A 15,335-nucleotide genomic window follows, 5' to 3' on the forward strand; every position below is an offset into this window, starting at 1 on the left:
TGCTCAAGGTCTTTAACGGACCCCGAATCTAACGGAGAAGAAAATGGGCTTTTCTCAAGCAGTCAGCGGTTTGAACGCAGCATCCAGCAATCTGGATGTGATCGGTAACAATATTGCCAACTCGGCGACATCAGGTTTTAAAGCCGGCTCAGTTTCTTTTGCCGATATGTTCGCAGGTTCACAGACCGGTATGGGGGTTAAAGTCGCCGGGATTACTCAAGACTTTAACGACGGTACGCCAACCACCACCAACCGCCGTTTGGATTTAGCCATCAGCCAGAGTGGTTTCTTCCGCATGCAAGATAGCAGCGGCGGTGTGTACTTTGCCCGTAACGGCCAGTTCAAACTTGATGAAAACCGTAACATCGTTAACATGCAAGGGCTGAGTCTGACCGGTTATCCGGCAACAGGAACTCCTCCTACCATACAGCAAGGGGCAAACCCGGTACCCCTGTCGATTCCTCAGGATATGATTGCCGCGAAAGCCACCACCTCGGGCAATATGGTCGCTAACCTGACCTCAACCCATGATGTTATTAGCGCAACCTTTGATCCGCAAAAGCCAGATACTTACAGCTTTGTGAATAACATGACCACCTACGATAGCCTGGGTAACCGCCACGTTATCAATGTGTATTATGTGAAAACCGCTGAAGATGCCGTCAATGGTAATAGCTGGAATGTCTATACCAAGGACAGCAGCGGGACATTGGCCGATGCGACTAAACCTTTTGACCCTGCTGACCCTGCTGACCCTGCCGCTGCCTCTCTGCGCGGAACGATGGTATTTGATACCAATGGCGCACTGAAAAGCGTGAAAAATGGCGCGGGTGCTGCCAGTACCACTGACTTCAATCTGACTGTCCCTATGGCGGTGGTGAATGGTGCCCCGGCGCAAACCTTCGCGCTGAATGTTGGGGGTAGCAAACAGCAAAATACCGGTACTGACGGTATTGTGACTCAAAACCAAACCGGCTATGCCGCAGGTGAGTTCACCGGCTTCCAGATCAACAACGATGGCTCGGTTGTCGGCACTTATTCAAACCAGCAGACCCAACTGCTTGGCCAAATTGTGCTGGTTAACTTCTCTAACCCTGAAGGTTTGTCTCCTGAAGGCGATAACGTTTGGAAAGAAACCAAATCTTCCGGTAACCAGATCCTCGGTACCGCCGGTGGTGGTGGTTTCGGCACCTTGACCAGTGGCGCGTTGGAGTCTTCTAACGTGGATTTGAGTAAAGAACTGGTGAATATGATTGTGGCGCAACGTAACTATCAGTCCAATGCGCAGACCATCAAAACTCAGGATCAGATCTTACAAACTCTGGTTAACCTGCGTTAATCGAACTGACGGGATAAGCTCATGGATCACGCAATATATACCGCGATGGGGGCTGCCAGGCAGTCGCTGGAGCAGCAAGCGGTTACGGCTAACAATCTGGCTAACGCCTCGACGCCGGGTTTCCGCGCGCAGTTGTCAGCGATGCGTGCCGTACCTATCGACGGGCCGAGCATGGCAACCCGTACCATGGTGACGGCATCGACCCCCGGTGTGGATATCAGTCAGGGGACGATGAATTATAGCGGCCGCCCATTGGATGTTGCCTTACAGCAAGATGGTTATCTGGCGGTACAACTGCCTGATGGTACCGAGGCTTATACTCGCAATGGGAATATTCAGGTTGCGGCTAACGGTCAAATGACCGTGCAGGGCTACCCGCTGATGGGCGATAACGGCCCGATTGAAGTGCCACCGCAGGCCGCAGTGACTATTGCGGCTGATGGCACCATTTCGGCGCTGAACGCCGGTGACTCAGCGAATACGATTGCTCAGCTCGGCCAAATCAAACGGGTTAGGGCCAATGCGGGTGAAGTGATGCACGGTGATGACGGTTTGTTCCATTTGACTCCCGCGACGCAACAGGCGCGTGGTGCTCAGTTGGCCAATGACCCGCTGATTAAAATTATGCCGGGTGTACTGGAGGGCAGCAACGTGAAAGCGGTTGAAGCCATGACAGACATGATTGCCAATGCCCGCAGTTTCGAAATGCAGATGAAAGTCATTCACAGTGTGGATGAAAATGAACAGCGCGCTAATCAGCTGTTAGCAATGGGCTAAGCGCGCAGGCGCAGAGGAATAAACTGATGATCCGATCATTATGGATTGCCAAAACTGGTTTGGATGCACAGCAGACCAATATGGATGTCATCGCCAACAACCTGGCGAACGTCAGCACCAATGGCTTTAAGCGCCAGCGGGCGGTATTTGAAGATTTGCTCTACCAGACGATGCGCCAGCCGGGTGCGCAATCCTCCGAGCAGACAACCTTGCCATCGGGTTTACAGATTGGTACCGGTGTTCGCCCGGTAGCGACAGAGCGTTTACACAGTCAAGGCAACCTGTCCAAGACCGACAATACCAAAGATATCGCCATTAAAGGTGAAGGGTTCTTTCAGGTGCAAATGCCTGATGGTACCAACGCTTATACTCGCGATGGGTCTTTTCAGGTGGACCAAAACGGCCAGTTAGTAACATCCGGCGGTTTTCAGGTACAACCGGCAATTACCATTCCGGCCAATGCTCTGAGCATGACGGTGGGGCGCGACGGGATAGTCAGTGTCACCTTGCAGGGGCAAACTGCCACGCAGCAAGTCGGGCAACTGACATTGACCACATTTATCAATAACAGTGGCTTGGAAAGTATTGGCGAAAACCTGTATCAGGAGACCGCCAGTTCCGGTGCACCAAACGAAACCACGCCAGGTCTGAACGGCGGGGGCTTGCTGTATCAGGGCTATGTTGAAACCTCTAACGTCAATGTGGCGGAAGAGTTGGTCAATATGATCCAGACGCAACGAGCCTATGAAATCAACAGTAAAGCGGTTTCAACTTCAGACCAGATGTTGCAAAAACTGACCCAATTGTAAATCCGCTTTCAGGGGGTAATTTAGCCCCCTGACTGCAACAGAATAATGAGTAGATGAGGCCGACCGCGTGGCCTCTTACCGGTTACAGGACTGATAATCAGAGATGGACAGAAAGCCGCTGCGCAAATCAGGTGGATTGAAATGGGTCTGTATGCCGTTGACGGCGATGCTGCTCAATGGCTGCGCGTATATTCCGCATAAACCACTGGTGGATGGTACCACCTCGGCACAACCGGCACCGGCCAGTGCGCCGTTGCCGAATGGCTCTATTTTCCAGGCTGCTCAGCCAATGAACTATGGTTATCAACCTTTGTTCGAAGACCGTCGCCCACGTAATGTCGGTGACACGCTGACCATTACCTTGCAGGAAAATGTCAGTGCCAGCAAAAGCTCCTCTGCCAACGCTAGCCGTAATGGTTCAAGCAAATTTGGTGTCGCCACCGCGCCGCGTTATCTGGAAGGATTATTGGGCAATGCGCGGGCTGATATGGATATCTCAGGTGACAATACCTTTGGCGGTAAGGGCGGGGCGAATGCCAACAACACCTTCAGCGGCACGATCACCGTTACCGTCGATCGCGTGCTCGCTAACGGCAACTTGCATGTGGTCGGTGAGAAACAGATTGCAATCAACCAGGGGACTGAATTTATCCGCTTCTCTGGGGTAGTAAACCCACGCACCATCAGCGGCAGCAACACCGTGACCTCAACGCAGGTTGCAGATGCGCGCATCGAGTATGTGGGTAATGGTTATATCAATGAAGCGCAGACCATGGGCTGGTTGCAGCGGTTCTTCCTTAATATCTCACCGTACTAAGAGGCCGTCGATGCGTAAACAGTCACTTGTCACTCTATTTGTTATACAGCTTATTGCGCTGCTCACACTGGTGTCATTACCTGCCACCGCAGAGCGTATCCGTGATTTGGTGACCGTTCAGGGAGTACGTGATAACGCGTTAATCGGTTATGGCCTGGTGGTCGGCCTGGATGGTTCCGGTGACCAGACCATGCAAACGCCGTTTACCACGCAAAGCCTGAGTAACATGCTGTCGCAGTTGGGGATTACCGTACCGCCAGGTACCAATATGCAGCTCAAAAACGTAGCAGCAGTGATGGTCACGGCCAAGTTACCGGCATTCTCCCGTGCCGGGCAAACCATTGATATTGTGGTTTCTTCAATGGGTAATGCCAAAAGTATTCGCGGCGGCACCCTGCTGATGACCCCATTGAAAGGGGTGGATAATCAGGTTTATGCCCTGGCACAAGGTAACGTGCTGGTCGGCGGTGCGGGTGCGGCATCGGGTGGCAGTAGTGTACAGGTCAACCAACTGACTGGTGGGCGAATCAGCAATGGTGCCACTATCGAACGTGAGCTGCCGACGACCTTTGGTACCGATGGTGTGATTAATCTTCAATTGAATACCGAGGATTTCACCATGGCACAACAGGTGAGTGATGCCATTAACCGCCAGCGCGGTTTTGGTTCTGCCACAGCGATTGATGCTCGCACCATTCAGGTTTTGGTCCCGCGCGGCAGCAGCTCGCAAGTGCGTTTCCTGGCAGATATTCAAAATATCCCAGTGAATGTCGATGCGGGTGATGCCAAGGTGATTATCAACTCTCGTACCGGCTCGGTGGTGATGAACCGCAATGTAATGCTGGATTCTTGTGCTGTGGCACAAGGGAATCTATCGGTGGTGATTGATAAGCAAAATACCGTCAGCCAGCCTGATACCCCATTTGGTGGTGGGCAGACCGTAGTTACCCCGAATACTCAGATTTCCGTTCAGCAACAAGGTGGGGTATTGCAACGCGTCAATGCCAGCCCGAATCTGAATAATGTGGTCCGCGCCCTGAACTCGCTGGGGGCAACCCCGATCGATTTGATGTCTATCTTGCAGGCAATGCAAAGTGCTGGCTGCTTGCGGGCTAAATTGGAAATTATCTGATGAGTGATTTGATGGCGATGTCTGGGGCGGCGTATGACGCCCAATCACTGAATACCTTAAAACGTGATGCGGCAAGAGATCCACAGGGTAACTTGAGGCAGGTTGCCCAGCAGGTAGAGGGGATGTTTGTGCAGATGATGCTGAAAAGTATGCGTTCTGCCTTGCCGCAAGATGGCGTGATGAACAGTGATCAGACCCGGCTTTATACCTCGATGTATGACCAACAAGTCGCGCAGCAAATGTCGGTCAAGGGGTTGGGTCTGGCCGATATGATGGTGGAGCAGCTTTCAGGCTCTACCTCGCCAAGTGAAACGGCAGGAACGGTGCCGATGCTGCTGGATAATGAAGTGCTGCAAACATTGCCAGCACAGGCATTGGCACAAATGGTACGTCGCGCCATGCCAACACCGCCAGCCAACAACTCAGCGTCATTGCCACAGGGCACCGGTAATTTCGTGGCGCGGATGTCTATTCCGGCACAAATTGCCAGTCAGCAAAGTGGCATTCCTCATCAGCTGATTGTGGCTCAGGCGGCACTGGAGTCGGGCTGGGGTCAGCGCGAAATTCCGACGGCCGACGGCAAAACCAGTTACAACGTATTTGGCATCAAAGCGGGTAGCAACTGGGATGGTCCAGTCAGTGAAATTACGACTACCGAATATGAGCAAGGTGTGGCGAAGAAAACCAAAGCTCGCTTTCGGGTATATGGCTCATATGTCGAGGCCGTCAGTGATTATGTCAAATTACTGACACAAAACCCGCGCTACGCCAATGTTGCCGCAGCACAAAGCCCTGAGCAGGGGGCACATGCGCTGCAACAAGCCGGTTATGCCACCGACCCGCAATATGCGCAAAAATTAGTCAGCGTGATCCAGCAAATGAAAAATAGCGGCGAACAAGCAGTAAAGGCATACAGCAGCGACCTAAGTCAGTTGTTCTAAATAGGCTATTTTATTTTCCATTTTGGGATTGGACAGTGCTCGGTACCGTTACGTAGCCATAATTTACAAAGTCATGGTGTGCGCTGGCTGCACCCAAACTGTCTGCGACAATAACGCCTATTGGATTGGTGAGGATCGAGATTTACACCCATATTTTGACTCAAGTTTTCCAAAGTCGAGCCGATAATAATCACAGGCTGTGCGGAGGCTTAGGTCTCCTCAGGCAGTATCCCAATATTAATTAATGCAGGCGCTGCGATGCTCGTCGTCTGTGGTAAAAGGATTTCTTCATGTCCAATAGTTTAATGAATACTGCGATGAGTGGTCTGAGCGCAGCGCAATATGCCCTGAGCACCGTCAGTAATAACATCACTAATTTTCAGGTGGCGGGCTATAACCGTCAGAATACTATTTTTGCCCAAAATGGTGGAACCTTAAGTCCCGCCGGCTTTATTGGTAATGGCGTTGCAGTAACCGGTGTTAACCGCGAATATAACTCGTTTATTACCAACCAATTACGTTCTTCACAAACGCAAAGCAGTGGCTTAACTACCTACTATCAGCAAATTTCGCAAATTGATAATTTGCTCTCTAATTCGTCCAATAACCTCTCCAGCACCATGCAGGACTTTTTCAGTAACCTGCAAAATTTGGTGAGTAATGCCGGTGATGATGCGGCCCGTAAAACGGTATTGGGCAAGGCTGAAGGGTTGGTTAACCAGTTCCAGAATGCGGATAAATATCTGCGTGATATGGATACCGGCGTAAACCAGAAGATCACCGAAAGCGTTACGCAAATCAATAACTATGCTGACCAAATTGCCAAGTTAAACGATCAAATTACCCGTTTGCGCGGCAGCAGTGGCAGCGAGCCAAATGCGTTACTCGATCAGCGCGACCAATTGGTCACCGAATTGAACCAGATTGTTGGCGTGACCGTGACCCAGCAAGACGGCGATGCTTACAACGTTTCTTTTGCCAGCGGTCTGCCATTGGTGCAAGGACCGGATTCTTATAAAGTCGAAGCCATACCTTCCAGCAGTGATGCTACCCGATTAACCATTGGCTACAAATATGGTAGTGGCGATGTGCTTGAAGTGGACGAAAGCCGCCTGACCACCGGTAGCCTGGGGGGTACGCTGAAATTCCGCAGTGAGGCACTCGACAGTGCACGTAACCAACTGGGGCAATTGGCCCTGGTCATGGCAGACAGCTTCAATACTCAGCATAAAGCCGGATTTGATACCAGCGGTGATCCGGGCGTTGATTTCTTCAGCTTTGCACAACCAAATGTGTTGAAAAATGCAAGAAATCAGGGTGATGCCAGCTTGACGGTGTCCTACACCGATACTTCAAAAGTCAAAGCCAGTGATTATAGTGTGGAGTTTGATGGAACTGACTGGCAGGTGACACGGCTGTCTGATAACACCAAAGTGCCGGCTAACCCGGTAAAAGACGGCAGTGGTAACACCACTGGGCTGAGCTTTGATGGTGTCGCCGTCAGTGTTGATAACGGCACTGCCGGCGCGCAAGCCAGAGATAAATTCATCGTCAAAACCGTCTCTAACGTGGCTGCTAATTTACAGGTCGATATCACCGACTCAAGTAAGATTGCTGCTGCCGGTACCGCTGATGGTGGCGCGAGTGACAACGTTAACGCCCAGGCATTGTTAGATCTGCAAACCAAAAAACTGGTTGATGGCAAAGCCACGCTGTCTGGTGCTTATGCCGGTTTGGTCAGTAACGTCGGTAACCAAACCAGCACCGCGAAAACCAACAGCACGGCGCAAGCCAATATCGTCAAACAGTTGACCGCCGAGCAGCAGTCTATTTCCGGCGTGAACCTGGATGAAGAGTACGGCGATTTACAGCGTTTCCAGCAATATTATCTGGCGAATGCCCAGGTCATTCAGACGGCTTCGACGCTGTTTAATGCGTTGCTGAGTCTGCGCGGTTGATTTTTTGTCAGCGGCAGAGAGTCCCTGTCGCTACTTATCTTATTTAGCGGTTAGTCAGTATCCCTGTTAAGACAGATTGATTGTTGAAACGGGGTTGGCGGGCTGAACGATTACTAAAAGGAACTGGCATCATGCGCTTAAGTACCAGCATGCTGTATCAGCAAAATATGCAGGGCGTGACTAACGCCCAATCACTGTGGATGCAGTCGGGCCAACAACTCTCCACCGGCAAGCGGGTGGTTAACCCTTCCGATGACCCGATGGCCGCATCTCAAGCGGTGATGGTGTCGCAAGCCCAATCGGAAAATAGCCAATATACTTTAGCGCGCAGTTTCGCTCGCCAAAGTTCTTCGCTGGAAACCACGGTTTTGGCGCAGGCGACCAGTACCATTCAATCAATTCAGACCTTAGTCATTAGCGCGAAGAGCGATATGTTGAGTGATGATGACCGTGCCTCTTACGCCACTCAGTTACAGGGTTTGAAAGACCAACTGGTCAATCAGGCTAACACCACTGATGGCAACGGTCGTTACATCTTTGCTGGCTTCAAAAGTGATAAAGCGCCGTTTGCGGTTAGTGCTACCGGTGATGTGACTTATCAGGGCGGCGATGTCGCTATTGAGCAGAAAGTCGATGCTAACCGTTCGATTACAGTTGGACATACCGGTTCCAGTGTCTTTATGGCATTGACCAGTAATGCGAAACCTGAACCTGATGATGCCGGTGGTAATCCGGTTGCGTCAGAAAGCAATATTTTCAATACCATCGATACCGTGCTGAACTCACTGAAAGTCCCGTTACAAGGGGCGACTGATGCGGTTAAAGATCAAGCTAATGCCGATATGGATAAAGGTATCCGTGGGATGTCCAACTCATTGAATAATGTGTTGTCGGTTCAAGCCGAAATCGGTACCCAACTGCAAGAGCTAGACAACCTGGATAGTTTGGGCAGTGACCGTAATTTGATTAATAAACAGCGTTTGAGTGATTTGCAGGATGTGGATTGGACCGCGGCTATCTCGTCATATGTGATGCAGCAGGCTGCGCTACAGGCTTCATATACCACATTTACCAATATGCAGGGTTTGTCCCTGTTCCAGCTTAATAAGTAATCCGTCTTCTGCCTGTGGGTCTACCCCACAGGTTCCCTCTTAAGTGTACTTAAACCGGGTGCACTTTTTGGTGTGTCATCTTTTCCCACTAAGGTTTGGGGTGACATACCATTTTTTTGCAGCGACTCAGTTTGCCAATCCGCTCAATACACCTGCTAATCGGTCAAAAACTTCCCCGAACAGATGCTCAGCAAAGGGGGGCAATAATGGCATTATCAATCCGATTGAGATGATCCCGACGGTCAAGGTCAGTGGAAAACCGATAACGAACACCGAAAGCTGTGGGGTCATTCGGTTTAGCATGCCTAATGCCATATTCAGAGTTAACAACAGCGTGATCAGCGGCAATGCCAACATCAGCCCATTCATAAAGATTAATGAGCCAGCCTGCGTCAATGCCAGAAAGCCATTACCATTGAGCGGTTCGAACTGAATGGGTAAGGTATGAAAACTGTCGGCCAACAATGAAATCAGCCATAAATGACCATCAAAAGTGAGGAATAACAGCAGGGCCAGCAAGTTAAGTAACCGGGCTAAAACCGGCATATTCGGCCCCCCCGAGGGGTCAAAGAAGGTCGCGAACGATAATCCCATCTGTAAACCAATCACTTCACCGGCCAGCCGGATGGCAGCAAAAGCAAATTGCATGGTCAAGCCGATGGCTACCCCAATCAACACTTGTTGGGCGGCGACCCAGACTGCACCGGTTGAGACTAAGGGAATATTGACCGGGGGCAGCGAAGGGGCAATCAGAAAAGTAATTAACAGCGCCAAACCGACTTTAACTTTGCGGTTTATCTGTTTCTCACTTAACACCGGCGCGGTGGTGATCAGCGCCAGCACCCGAATTAACGGCCAGAAATACTGGCTGACCCAGAGGCTAAGTTGAGTGGTATCGAGGGAAAGCACCGTTAGCCAATCAACGTGGGCAGGCTGGTGAACAGATTACGCATATAGTCCAGTATCAGGTTCAGCATCCATGGGCCTGCGATCACCATCGTGGCGAACACGGCCAGTATTTTTGGGATGAATGACAATGTCATTTCGTTAATTTGCGTTGCTGCCTGCAACAGGCTCACGATCAGGCCGCTTATCAGGGCGGCTAATAACAAGGGAGCAGCCAGAGCAAGTGCAATCTTCATTGCCTCAACGCCGAGGGCCATTACCGATTCAGGTGTCATGATGAGTCTACCTTAGCTATAAAAACTCTGTGCCAGGGAACCCAGTAGTAGCTGCCAACCATCAACCAAGACAAATAGCATCAGCTTGAAGGGCAGTGAGATACTGGCTGGGGGAACCATCATCATCCCCAATGCCATCAGCACACTGGCTACCACCAGATCGATAATCAGGAAGGGAATAAACACGGTAAAACCGATTTGGAAGGCGGTTTTCAGCTCGCTGGTGACATAGGCAGGTAGCAGAATGCGCATCGGTACCACTTCGGGACCTTCCAATGGCGGCAGATTGGCCAGCCGGGCATACAGTGCCAGATCTGATTCTCGGGTTTGGCGCAGCATAAATTCACGTAAAGGTTGTGAGCCTTTATCCATTGCCACTTCCATGCTTATCTTGTCCTGACTGAAAGGCAGATAAGCGTCCTGATACACCTTGTCAAATACCGGCGACATAATAAAAAATGTCAGAAACAGCGCCAGACCCAACATCACCTGATTGGGTGGTGCAGAGGGGGTACCCAATGCGTTGCGCAGCAACCCGAGCACAATAATAATACGGGTAAAACTGGTCATCATCAGTAAGGCGGCAGGCAGGAAACTCAGGGTGGTGATGAAAACCAAGGTCTGAACCGGTAAAGACCAGCTCTGCCCACCATTAGCCAATGGCTGGCTGATGATACCGGGCAGTTGAGCCAGTACCGCCGGAGAGCAGAGTAAGCCTAATAGCAGTAGGGTGGTTTTATTGATGAGTGCAGCCAGAAGACGGCGCAGCAGCAACCGATAAGTGAAATCAGTGTTGGCCGCTGCGGTTGTTACGCTATTTGCTGCGGTAAGCACGGGGCGAAGAGACATCATGCCGATTTTTCCGGGTGTTTCGATTTCTTGTTAAATAGATGGTTGTTCAGTAGCTGGCGAAAATCGGCCGGTTTCGCACGGTCGGGCGACGAAGCCGCTGTGGCTTCATCAATCGCAGGACGTGTCAGAGTGTGGAGTTGTGTCACCTGCTGTGCAGTTACGCCTAACACCAGCCAGGTATTGTCTACTTCAACAATGACCACCCGTTCGCGCTGACCAACCTGACAACTGGCCTTCACATTCAATAATTTGTTGTTACGTGCCTGCGGGGCAAAACCTAAACGGCGTACCAGCCAGGCACCACATAAAATCAGCAGTAAAATACCGCCTAACACGCTGCCAACCTGCGTTAACACCGAGCCGGCAGGTATCGCTGGTGCCGTCTGTTGCACCGCAGTACCAGGGTGGCTGGCCGCAAAGCCAGTAACCGGTGTCGTAACTGTGGATGCGGCAGTATCAACCTGTGCTGCGGTCATTAGCGGCTCAGACGGCGCATACGTTCTGACGGAGTAATGATGTCAGTGATACGTACGCCATATTTATCAGCGACTACCACCACTTCACCCTGCGCAATCAGATAACCGTTAATCAAAATATCCAATGGCTCACCGGCCAGTCCATCAAGGGAGACGACCGAGCCTTGAGACAAGCGCAGTAACTCTTTGATGGTCATTTTGGTGCGACCCAGTTCAACGGTCAGCTTTACCGGGATATCCAGAATTAAATCGATATCCTGTAGGTTACCCAAGGCATCCGGCGCTTCCAGTGATTTAAATACCCCCTCGGTGGTGGCCGCTGGTTTATCCGCTGCCTGCTGCTCATTAAACGCATCAGCCCACAGATCGTCCACGGATTCCTTTCCATCATCAGACGGAAGCTTAGGGTCACTCATTGGGCTGTTCCTCATTCAGAGCATTCAAAATAGGGTTAATCAAATGTTCAACACGTAGGGCATATTGCCCGTTTAATGTCCCGTACTGACTGGTCAGTACCGGTACGCCGTCGACATGCGCAATCAGTCGATCCGGTTTATCTATGGGTAATACATCCCCTGGTTGCAGCTTGAGTATCTGCGATAGTCTCAGCGGGATATCGACAAAATTAGCCACCAGCTCCAGCTCGGAGTGCTGCACTTGCTTCACCAGTGTTTCGCGCCAGTGGCTATCTTCCTGTCGGGAATTTTCCAACGGTGGGTTGGTTAGCAGCTCACGCAATGGCTCGATCATGGCGAAGGGAATACAGATGTTGAACTCACCGCTCAACGCACCGATCTCCACATGGAAAGGGGTGGTGACCACGATATCGTTGGGGGAGGTGGTGATATTGGTGAATTTTACCTGTATTTCAGAACGGACATATTCCACATCAATTTTATAGATAGGTGCCCAGGCATCACGGTAGGCATCCAGTGCCAGCCGTAACATGCGGTTAATCACACGTTGTTCGGTGTGGGTAAACTCGCGACCTTCTACTTTGGTGGGGAAGCGACCATCACCACCGAACAGATTATCAACCGCAATAAAGACCAGGCTCGGGGCGAAAACGAATAGCGCGGTGCCGCGTAGCGGTTTGAGATGAATCAGGTTGAGATTGGTCGGTACCGGCAGATTACGGGCAAAGTCGTGGTATGGCTGAATTTTTATCGGGCCGACGGTGATATCCGGGCTGCGACGTAACAGGTTAAACAGCCCCATACGGAACTGACGAGCAAAACGTTCATTGATGATCTCCAACGCTTGCAGGCGTTCACGCACCACACGTCGCTGGGTCGTCGGATCGTAAGGTTTAACGTCTGTTTCATTACCGACGACAGCAACTGGCTCATCGCCACCGCTGTCACCGTTTAACAGTGCGTCAATCTCTGCTTGTGAAAGAATGCTATCGCCCATAATGATTATCGCAATATAAATGCGGTAAACAGCACATCGCTGACTACCTGATTAGGTTGGCCTTTAACCATTGGCGGGCTAAGTACGTTTTTAATTTCACCGACTAAACGCTGTTTGCCTTCTTCATTTGACAGGCTATCGGCGGACTGCCGAGAAAGTAGCAACAGCAAGCGGCTGCGAACTTCCGGCAGATAGTCATTGAGTTTAGCGCGAGTCGTATCGTCGGGCAGCCTTAACGTTAATCCGATATAAAGCACGCGATCCAGATTGTTATCTGGCGTGATCAGATTGACCGTAAAGGTCTCCAGCGGCATAAACACCGGAATAACAGGAACGGCTTTCGCAGCGGTAGGTTTACTCTTATGGAGTATCCACCAGCTATAACCGCCACCTGCAGATGCTGCCACAGCAATCAGCACTAGCAGGATCACCCAGATCGAACTCTTACGCTTGGCCGGGAAGGTATTATCAGACATGGAGAAGACAAATTCCTGTTTCGGTATCAAACCGGTGAATCACGACAATAACCTGGGGTATCTCATTGCTGGATGGCACAAACCGCTGACCACCGACAAATAACCCCATGCTATCCGAATTATTACTGATGATTATCCCGCGTATCTTTAATGCCAATAGGCAGAATAGGTGGCGAAAAACGGCCTAACTTGTCCGTTTGTCACCTTTTGCTGAAATTAACACCCGTTTTAGGCGAAAATATCAACACCACCATTACCATTAGCCAGTGATTGCAACGCCGCAGGTGTCACTAGCGGTGTGCTGTTCGGTACATCACCCGATGCGCTGCTACCGTAAGCGGGTTGGCCGTGTGATGCGAAACTCTGCTGATTTTGTTGGCTCTGTTGTTGTGCCTGTTGCCACTGTCCTTCACTGCCGACACTGCTTTGGCCCAACTGGATACCACTTTCAGCCAATGCCGAGCGTAAACTTGGCATCGCCGCTTCAATAGCTGCCCGAACCTGGCTGTGAGCTGAAGCAAAGTGCAACTGAGCTTGGTTATCTTCCATTTTCAGGCTGATTTGCAATGCCCCCAACTCTTGCGGATGTAGCCGCAGTTCAGCATTTTGTTGGCCGTTACGGCTGAACATCACCACTTGCTGACCCAGCGATTGTTGCCATTCCTGGCTACCTAACTGAGCACTTAAATGGCCACTGACTGGCACGCTAACCGCACCACTGGCCGTCGCTGGCAGGACCGGGCTGGAAACCGGAGGGAGTGATGGTGTTACCGTGGCTGAACTCACGGCTATTTTATCCACGGCGGCTGTGGCAATAGTTTTGTCAGCCTGTACTGCTACAGGAACTGCTTTCGCGCTGAGACTGCTATCTGCATCCTGTGCTGCTGTTAGGCGCACCAATTTATCTTGAGCTGTGGTGGTTTTTGTCTTACCGGGGGGGGCCGCTGGCAGTGCGTTGTTGCTGGCATTGTCACTTTTCGCAGTGCCGATTGTGCCGCCGATCAATGCCGCCAAACCTTTATCTTGTGAGGTCAGACTGGTCAGAGTGGCTAAGTCCTGCTTAGCGTTGGTTTTGTCGCTGGTCAGGCCATTGCCGTCAGTCAACTGCGTTTTCTGCCCATTGTTGGCGCTGCCCAGCGTGGTAGCAACCTGGTGGGGTAACATGGCTAATAACGACTGCAACGCACTGGATTCGGCCAGCGCGGTGGTTTTATCCAGCGTGCTGTCATCATCTAAGGTGGTTTTCTTCACATTAGCCGCGTCTCCAGTCTGCCCTGCGTGGGTCAGGCCTGCAGGCAACGTGGCACTGATATCACCTAAGGCGGCCAATAACTGATTCAATTTACTGTTACCACTGATTGACTTTCCTCCATCCACATCGGCAGTGATATCAGTGGTTGCAGCCAGCGATGATTTCAGGGTCGAGGCATCCATAACCGTCAGCTCTTTACCCAGTTGGTCACCCAATAATTTGGCAAAATCAGCCGGCAGCCCAGCATCAGTAAATAACGCAGCAATCGATGAAGAGGATGATGCGCCCTCAGTTTCACTGGCAGTTGCAGTGGCAGGCAATAGGGACAGATTCATGAATTAAGACTCCTTTGTGAGGCGCGCTGTGCGAACTCATCCATCAATTTTTGATCCAAACGGCTTTCTTGCAGACGCAGGGTGGTTTCAGCCCGCTCATTCAAGGTTTCAAATGCATTTAACCGCTGCTGCTTTTCTTGCCAATGCTTAACTGCCTGTTCAACTTTGACATTCCACTGAGCCAACTGATTACGATGTTGGTCAATAGCTTGCTCCAGCGTCTGAATAAATTGCTGATAGTTTTGCCAACTGGAGGAGGCCATCCCGTTACTCAGTGTGTCATTCAACCGCACCCGGTATTCATCCTGATAAGTCAGCAACATCGTGAGTTGCTGCTCAGCATTCTGATAGGACAGGCGAACCTGACCCAGTTGCGTGCTTGCCTGTTCGACGGCTTTCTGGGCCAGATCGCGCAGGGTGATGAGAGGTGACTGACTTTTCATCGTATTCCTTATACCCTCCGTA

The 15,335-nt window shown here is 51.0% G+C and carries 17 protein-coding genes; 8 read left to right on the forward strand and 9 right to left on the reverse strand.

Annotated elements, in window-relative coordinates; translation table 11 throughout:
- Positions 1 to 43 precede the first annotated feature (43 nt).
- From flgE to flgL, 8 genes are all read left to right on the forward strand, one after another.
- A complete protein-coding gene (gene flgE, locus ACWJJO_RS09075; protein ID WP_481090936.1) occupies positions 44 to 1,339 on the forward strand; it encodes a flagellar hook protein FlgE in 1,296 nt (431 codons plus the stop codon).
- A gap of 21 nt (positions 1,340 to 1,360) precedes the next feature.
- Positions 1,361 to 2,116: a flagellar basal body rod protein FlgF gene (locus tag ACWJJO_RS09080; RefSeq protein WP_481090937.1), complete on the forward strand. Its 756-nt coding sequence runs from the start codon at positions 1,361 to 1,363 to the stop codon at positions 2,114 to 2,116.
- A gap of 26 nt (positions 2,117 to 2,142) precedes the next feature.
- Positions 2,143 to 2,925, forward strand: a complete 783-nt coding sequence (gene flgG / locus ACWJJO_RS09085) for a flagellar basal-body rod protein FlgG (RefSeq protein WP_005189344.1) — start codon at positions 2,143 to 2,145, stop codon at positions 2,923 to 2,925.
- Between the two features lie 103 nt (positions 2,926 to 3,028).
- A complete protein-coding gene (gene flgH / locus ACWJJO_RS09090; protein ID WP_102970433.1) occupies positions 3,029 to 3,742 on the forward strand; it encodes a flagellar basal body L-ring protein FlgH in 714 nt (237 codons plus the stop codon).
- A 10-nt stretch (positions 3,743 to 3,752) separates the two neighbouring features.
- A complete protein-coding gene (locus ACWJJO_RS09095) occupies positions 3,753 to 4,874 on the forward strand; it encodes a flagellar basal body P-ring protein FlgI (RefSeq protein ID WP_372558672.1) in 1,122 nt (373 codons plus the stop codon).
- On the forward strand, positions 4,874 to 5,815 hold the full coding sequence (gene flgJ, locus ACWJJO_RS09100; protein ID WP_102970432.1) for a flagellar assembly peptidoglycan hydrolase FlgJ: 942 nt from the start codon (positions 4,874 to 4,876) through the stop codon (positions 5,813 to 5,815). The genes ACWJJO_RS09095 and flgJ overlap by 1 nt, the downstream gene beginning before the upstream one ends.
- 290 nt (positions 5,816 to 6,105) lie before the next feature.
- Complete coding sequence (gene flgK, locus ACWJJO_RS09105) at positions 6,106 to 7,773, forward strand: flagellar hook-associated protein FlgK (RefSeq protein ID WP_083159156.1); 1,668 nt, start codon at positions 6,106 to 6,108, stop codon at positions 7,771 to 7,773.
- A 131-nt stretch (positions 7,774 to 7,904) separates the two neighbouring features.
- Entirely contained in the window at positions 7,905 to 8,885 is a 981-nt protein-coding gene (gene flgL, locus ACWJJO_RS09110) for a flagellar hook-associated protein FlgL (protein ID WP_083159155.1), read from the forward strand.
- A gap of 126 nt (positions 8,886 to 9,011) precedes the next feature.
- On the opposite strand, the gene fliR is transcribed toward flgL, so the two are convergent.
- The 9 genes from fliR to fliJ all read right to left on the reverse strand — a co-directional run bounded on the left by fliR (position 9,012) and on the right by fliJ (position 15,313).
- Positions 9,012 to 9,794, reverse strand: a complete 783-nt coding sequence (gene fliR, locus ACWJJO_RS09115) for a flagellar biosynthetic protein FliR (RefSeq protein WP_102970431.1) — start codon at positions 9,792 to 9,794, stop codon at positions 9,012 to 9,014.
- Between the two features lie 2 nt (positions 9,795 to 9,796).
- Positions 9,797 to 10,066, reverse strand: a complete 270-nt coding sequence (gene fliQ, locus ACWJJO_RS09120; RefSeq protein ID WP_083159154.1) for a flagellar biosynthesis protein FliQ — start codon at positions 10,064 to 10,066, stop codon at positions 9,797 to 9,799.
- Positions 10,067 to 10,078: 12 nt separating this feature from the next.
- Positions 10,079 to 10,834, reverse strand: coding sequence for a flagellar type III secretion system pore protein FliP (gene fliP / locus ACWJJO_RS09125; RefSeq protein WP_372559879.1), 756 nt, complete (start codon positions 10,832 to 10,834; stop codon positions 10,079 to 10,081).
- Between the two features lie 80 nt (positions 10,835 to 10,914).
- Positions 10,915 to 11,394, reverse strand: coding sequence for a flagellar biosynthetic protein FliO (fliO, locus tag ACWJJO_RS09130; protein ID WP_083159153.1), 480 nt, complete (start codon positions 11,392 to 11,394; stop codon positions 10,915 to 10,917).
- Positions 11,394 to 11,810 (reverse strand): flagellar motor switch protein FliN, encoded by a 417-nt coding sequence (gene fliN / locus ACWJJO_RS09135; RefSeq protein ID WP_025377918.1) that lies wholly within the window; start codon positions 11,808 to 11,810, stop codon positions 11,394 to 11,396. Before fliN ends, fliO begins: the two co-directional genes overlap by 1 nt.
- Complete coding sequence (fliM, locus tag ACWJJO_RS09140; protein ID WP_083159152.1) at positions 11,803 to 12,807, reverse strand: flagellar motor switch protein FliM; 1,005 nt, start codon at positions 12,805 to 12,807, stop codon at positions 11,803 to 11,805. Before fliM ends, fliN begins: the two co-directional genes overlap by 8 nt.
- 5 nt (positions 12,808 to 12,812) lie before the next feature.
- Complete coding sequence (fliL, locus tag ACWJJO_RS09145; protein WP_083159151.1) at positions 12,813 to 13,283, reverse strand: flagellar basal body-associated protein FliL; 471 nt, start codon at positions 13,281 to 13,283, stop codon at positions 12,813 to 12,815.
- A gap of 228 nt (positions 13,284 to 13,511) precedes the next feature.
- The gene (locus tag ACWJJO_RS09150; RefSeq protein WP_481090938.1) at positions 13,512 to 14,870 is read right to left on the reverse strand and encodes a flagellar hook-length control protein FliK; all 1,359 of its coding nucleotides are present in this window, start codon (positions 14,868 to 14,870) and stop codon (positions 13,512 to 13,514) included.
- Positions 14,867 to 15,313, reverse strand: a complete 447-nt coding sequence (gene fliJ / locus ACWJJO_RS09155; protein WP_372569021.1) for a flagellar export protein FliJ — start codon at positions 15,311 to 15,313, stop codon at positions 14,867 to 14,869. Before fliJ ends, ACWJJO_RS09150 begins: the two co-directional genes overlap by 4 nt.
- Positions 15,314 to 15,335: the final 22 nt, after the last annotated feature.

Source organism: Yersinia antarctica (assembly GCF_056636475.1).

Excerpts from the sequence above, each read along its gene's own strand:
- flgJ (WP_102970432.1), top strand. The coding sequence starts at position 4,874 with ATGAGTGATTTGATGGCGATGTCTGGGGCGGCGTATGACGCCCAATCA.
- fliQ (WP_083159154.1), bottom strand. The coding sequence starts at position 10,066 with ATGACACCTGAATCGGTAATGGCCCTCGGCGTTGAGGCAATGAAGATT.
- ACWJJO_RS09095 (WP_372558672.1), top strand. The coding sequence starts at position 3,753 with ATGCGTAAACAGTCACTTGTCACTCTATTTGTTATACAGCTTATTGCG.
- fliM (WP_083159152.1), bottom strand. The coding sequence starts at position 12,807 with ATGGGCGATAGCATTCTTTCACAAGCAGAGATTGACGCACTGTTAAAC.
- fliO (WP_083159153.1), bottom strand. The coding sequence starts at position 11,394 with ATGACCGCAGCACAGGTTGATACTGCCGCATCCACAGTTACGACACCG.
- flgE (WP_481090936.1), top strand. The coding sequence starts at position 44 with ATGGGCTTTTCTCAAGCAGTCAGCGGTTTGAACGCAGCATCCAGCAAT.
- flgG (WP_005189344.1), top strand. The coding sequence starts at position 2,143 with ATGATCCGATCATTATGGATTGCCAAAACTGGTTTGGATGCACAGCAG.
- ACWJJO_RS09080 (WP_481090937.1), top strand. The coding sequence starts at position 1,361 with ATGGATCACGCAATATATACCGCGATGGGGGCTGCCAGGCAGTCGCTG.
- ACWJJO_RS09150 (WP_481090938.1), bottom strand. The coding sequence starts at position 14,870 with ATGAATCTGTCCCTATTGCCTGCCACTGCAACTGCCAGTGAAACTGAG.
- flgL (WP_083159155.1), top strand. The coding sequence starts at position 7,905 with ATGCGCTTAAGTACCAGCATGCTGTATCAGCAAAATATGCAGGGCGTG.
- flgK (WP_083159156.1), top strand. The coding sequence starts at position 6,106 with ATGTCCAATAGTTTAATGAATACTGCGATGAGTGGTCTGAGCGCAGCG.
- fliN (WP_025377918.1), bottom strand. The coding sequence starts at position 11,810 with ATGAGTGACCCTAAGCTTCCGTCTGATGATGGAAAGGAATCCGTGGAC.
- fliL (WP_083159151.1), bottom strand. The coding sequence starts at position 13,283 with ATGTCTGATAATACCTTCCCGGCCAAGCGTAAGAGTTCGATCTGGGTG.
- flgH (WP_102970433.1), top strand. The coding sequence starts at position 3,029 with ATGGACAGAAAGCCGCTGCGCAAATCAGGTGGATTGAAATGGGTCTGT.
- fliJ (WP_372569021.1), bottom strand. The coding sequence starts at position 15,313 with ATGAAAAGTCAGTCACCTCTCATCACCCTGCGCGATCTGGCCCAGAAA.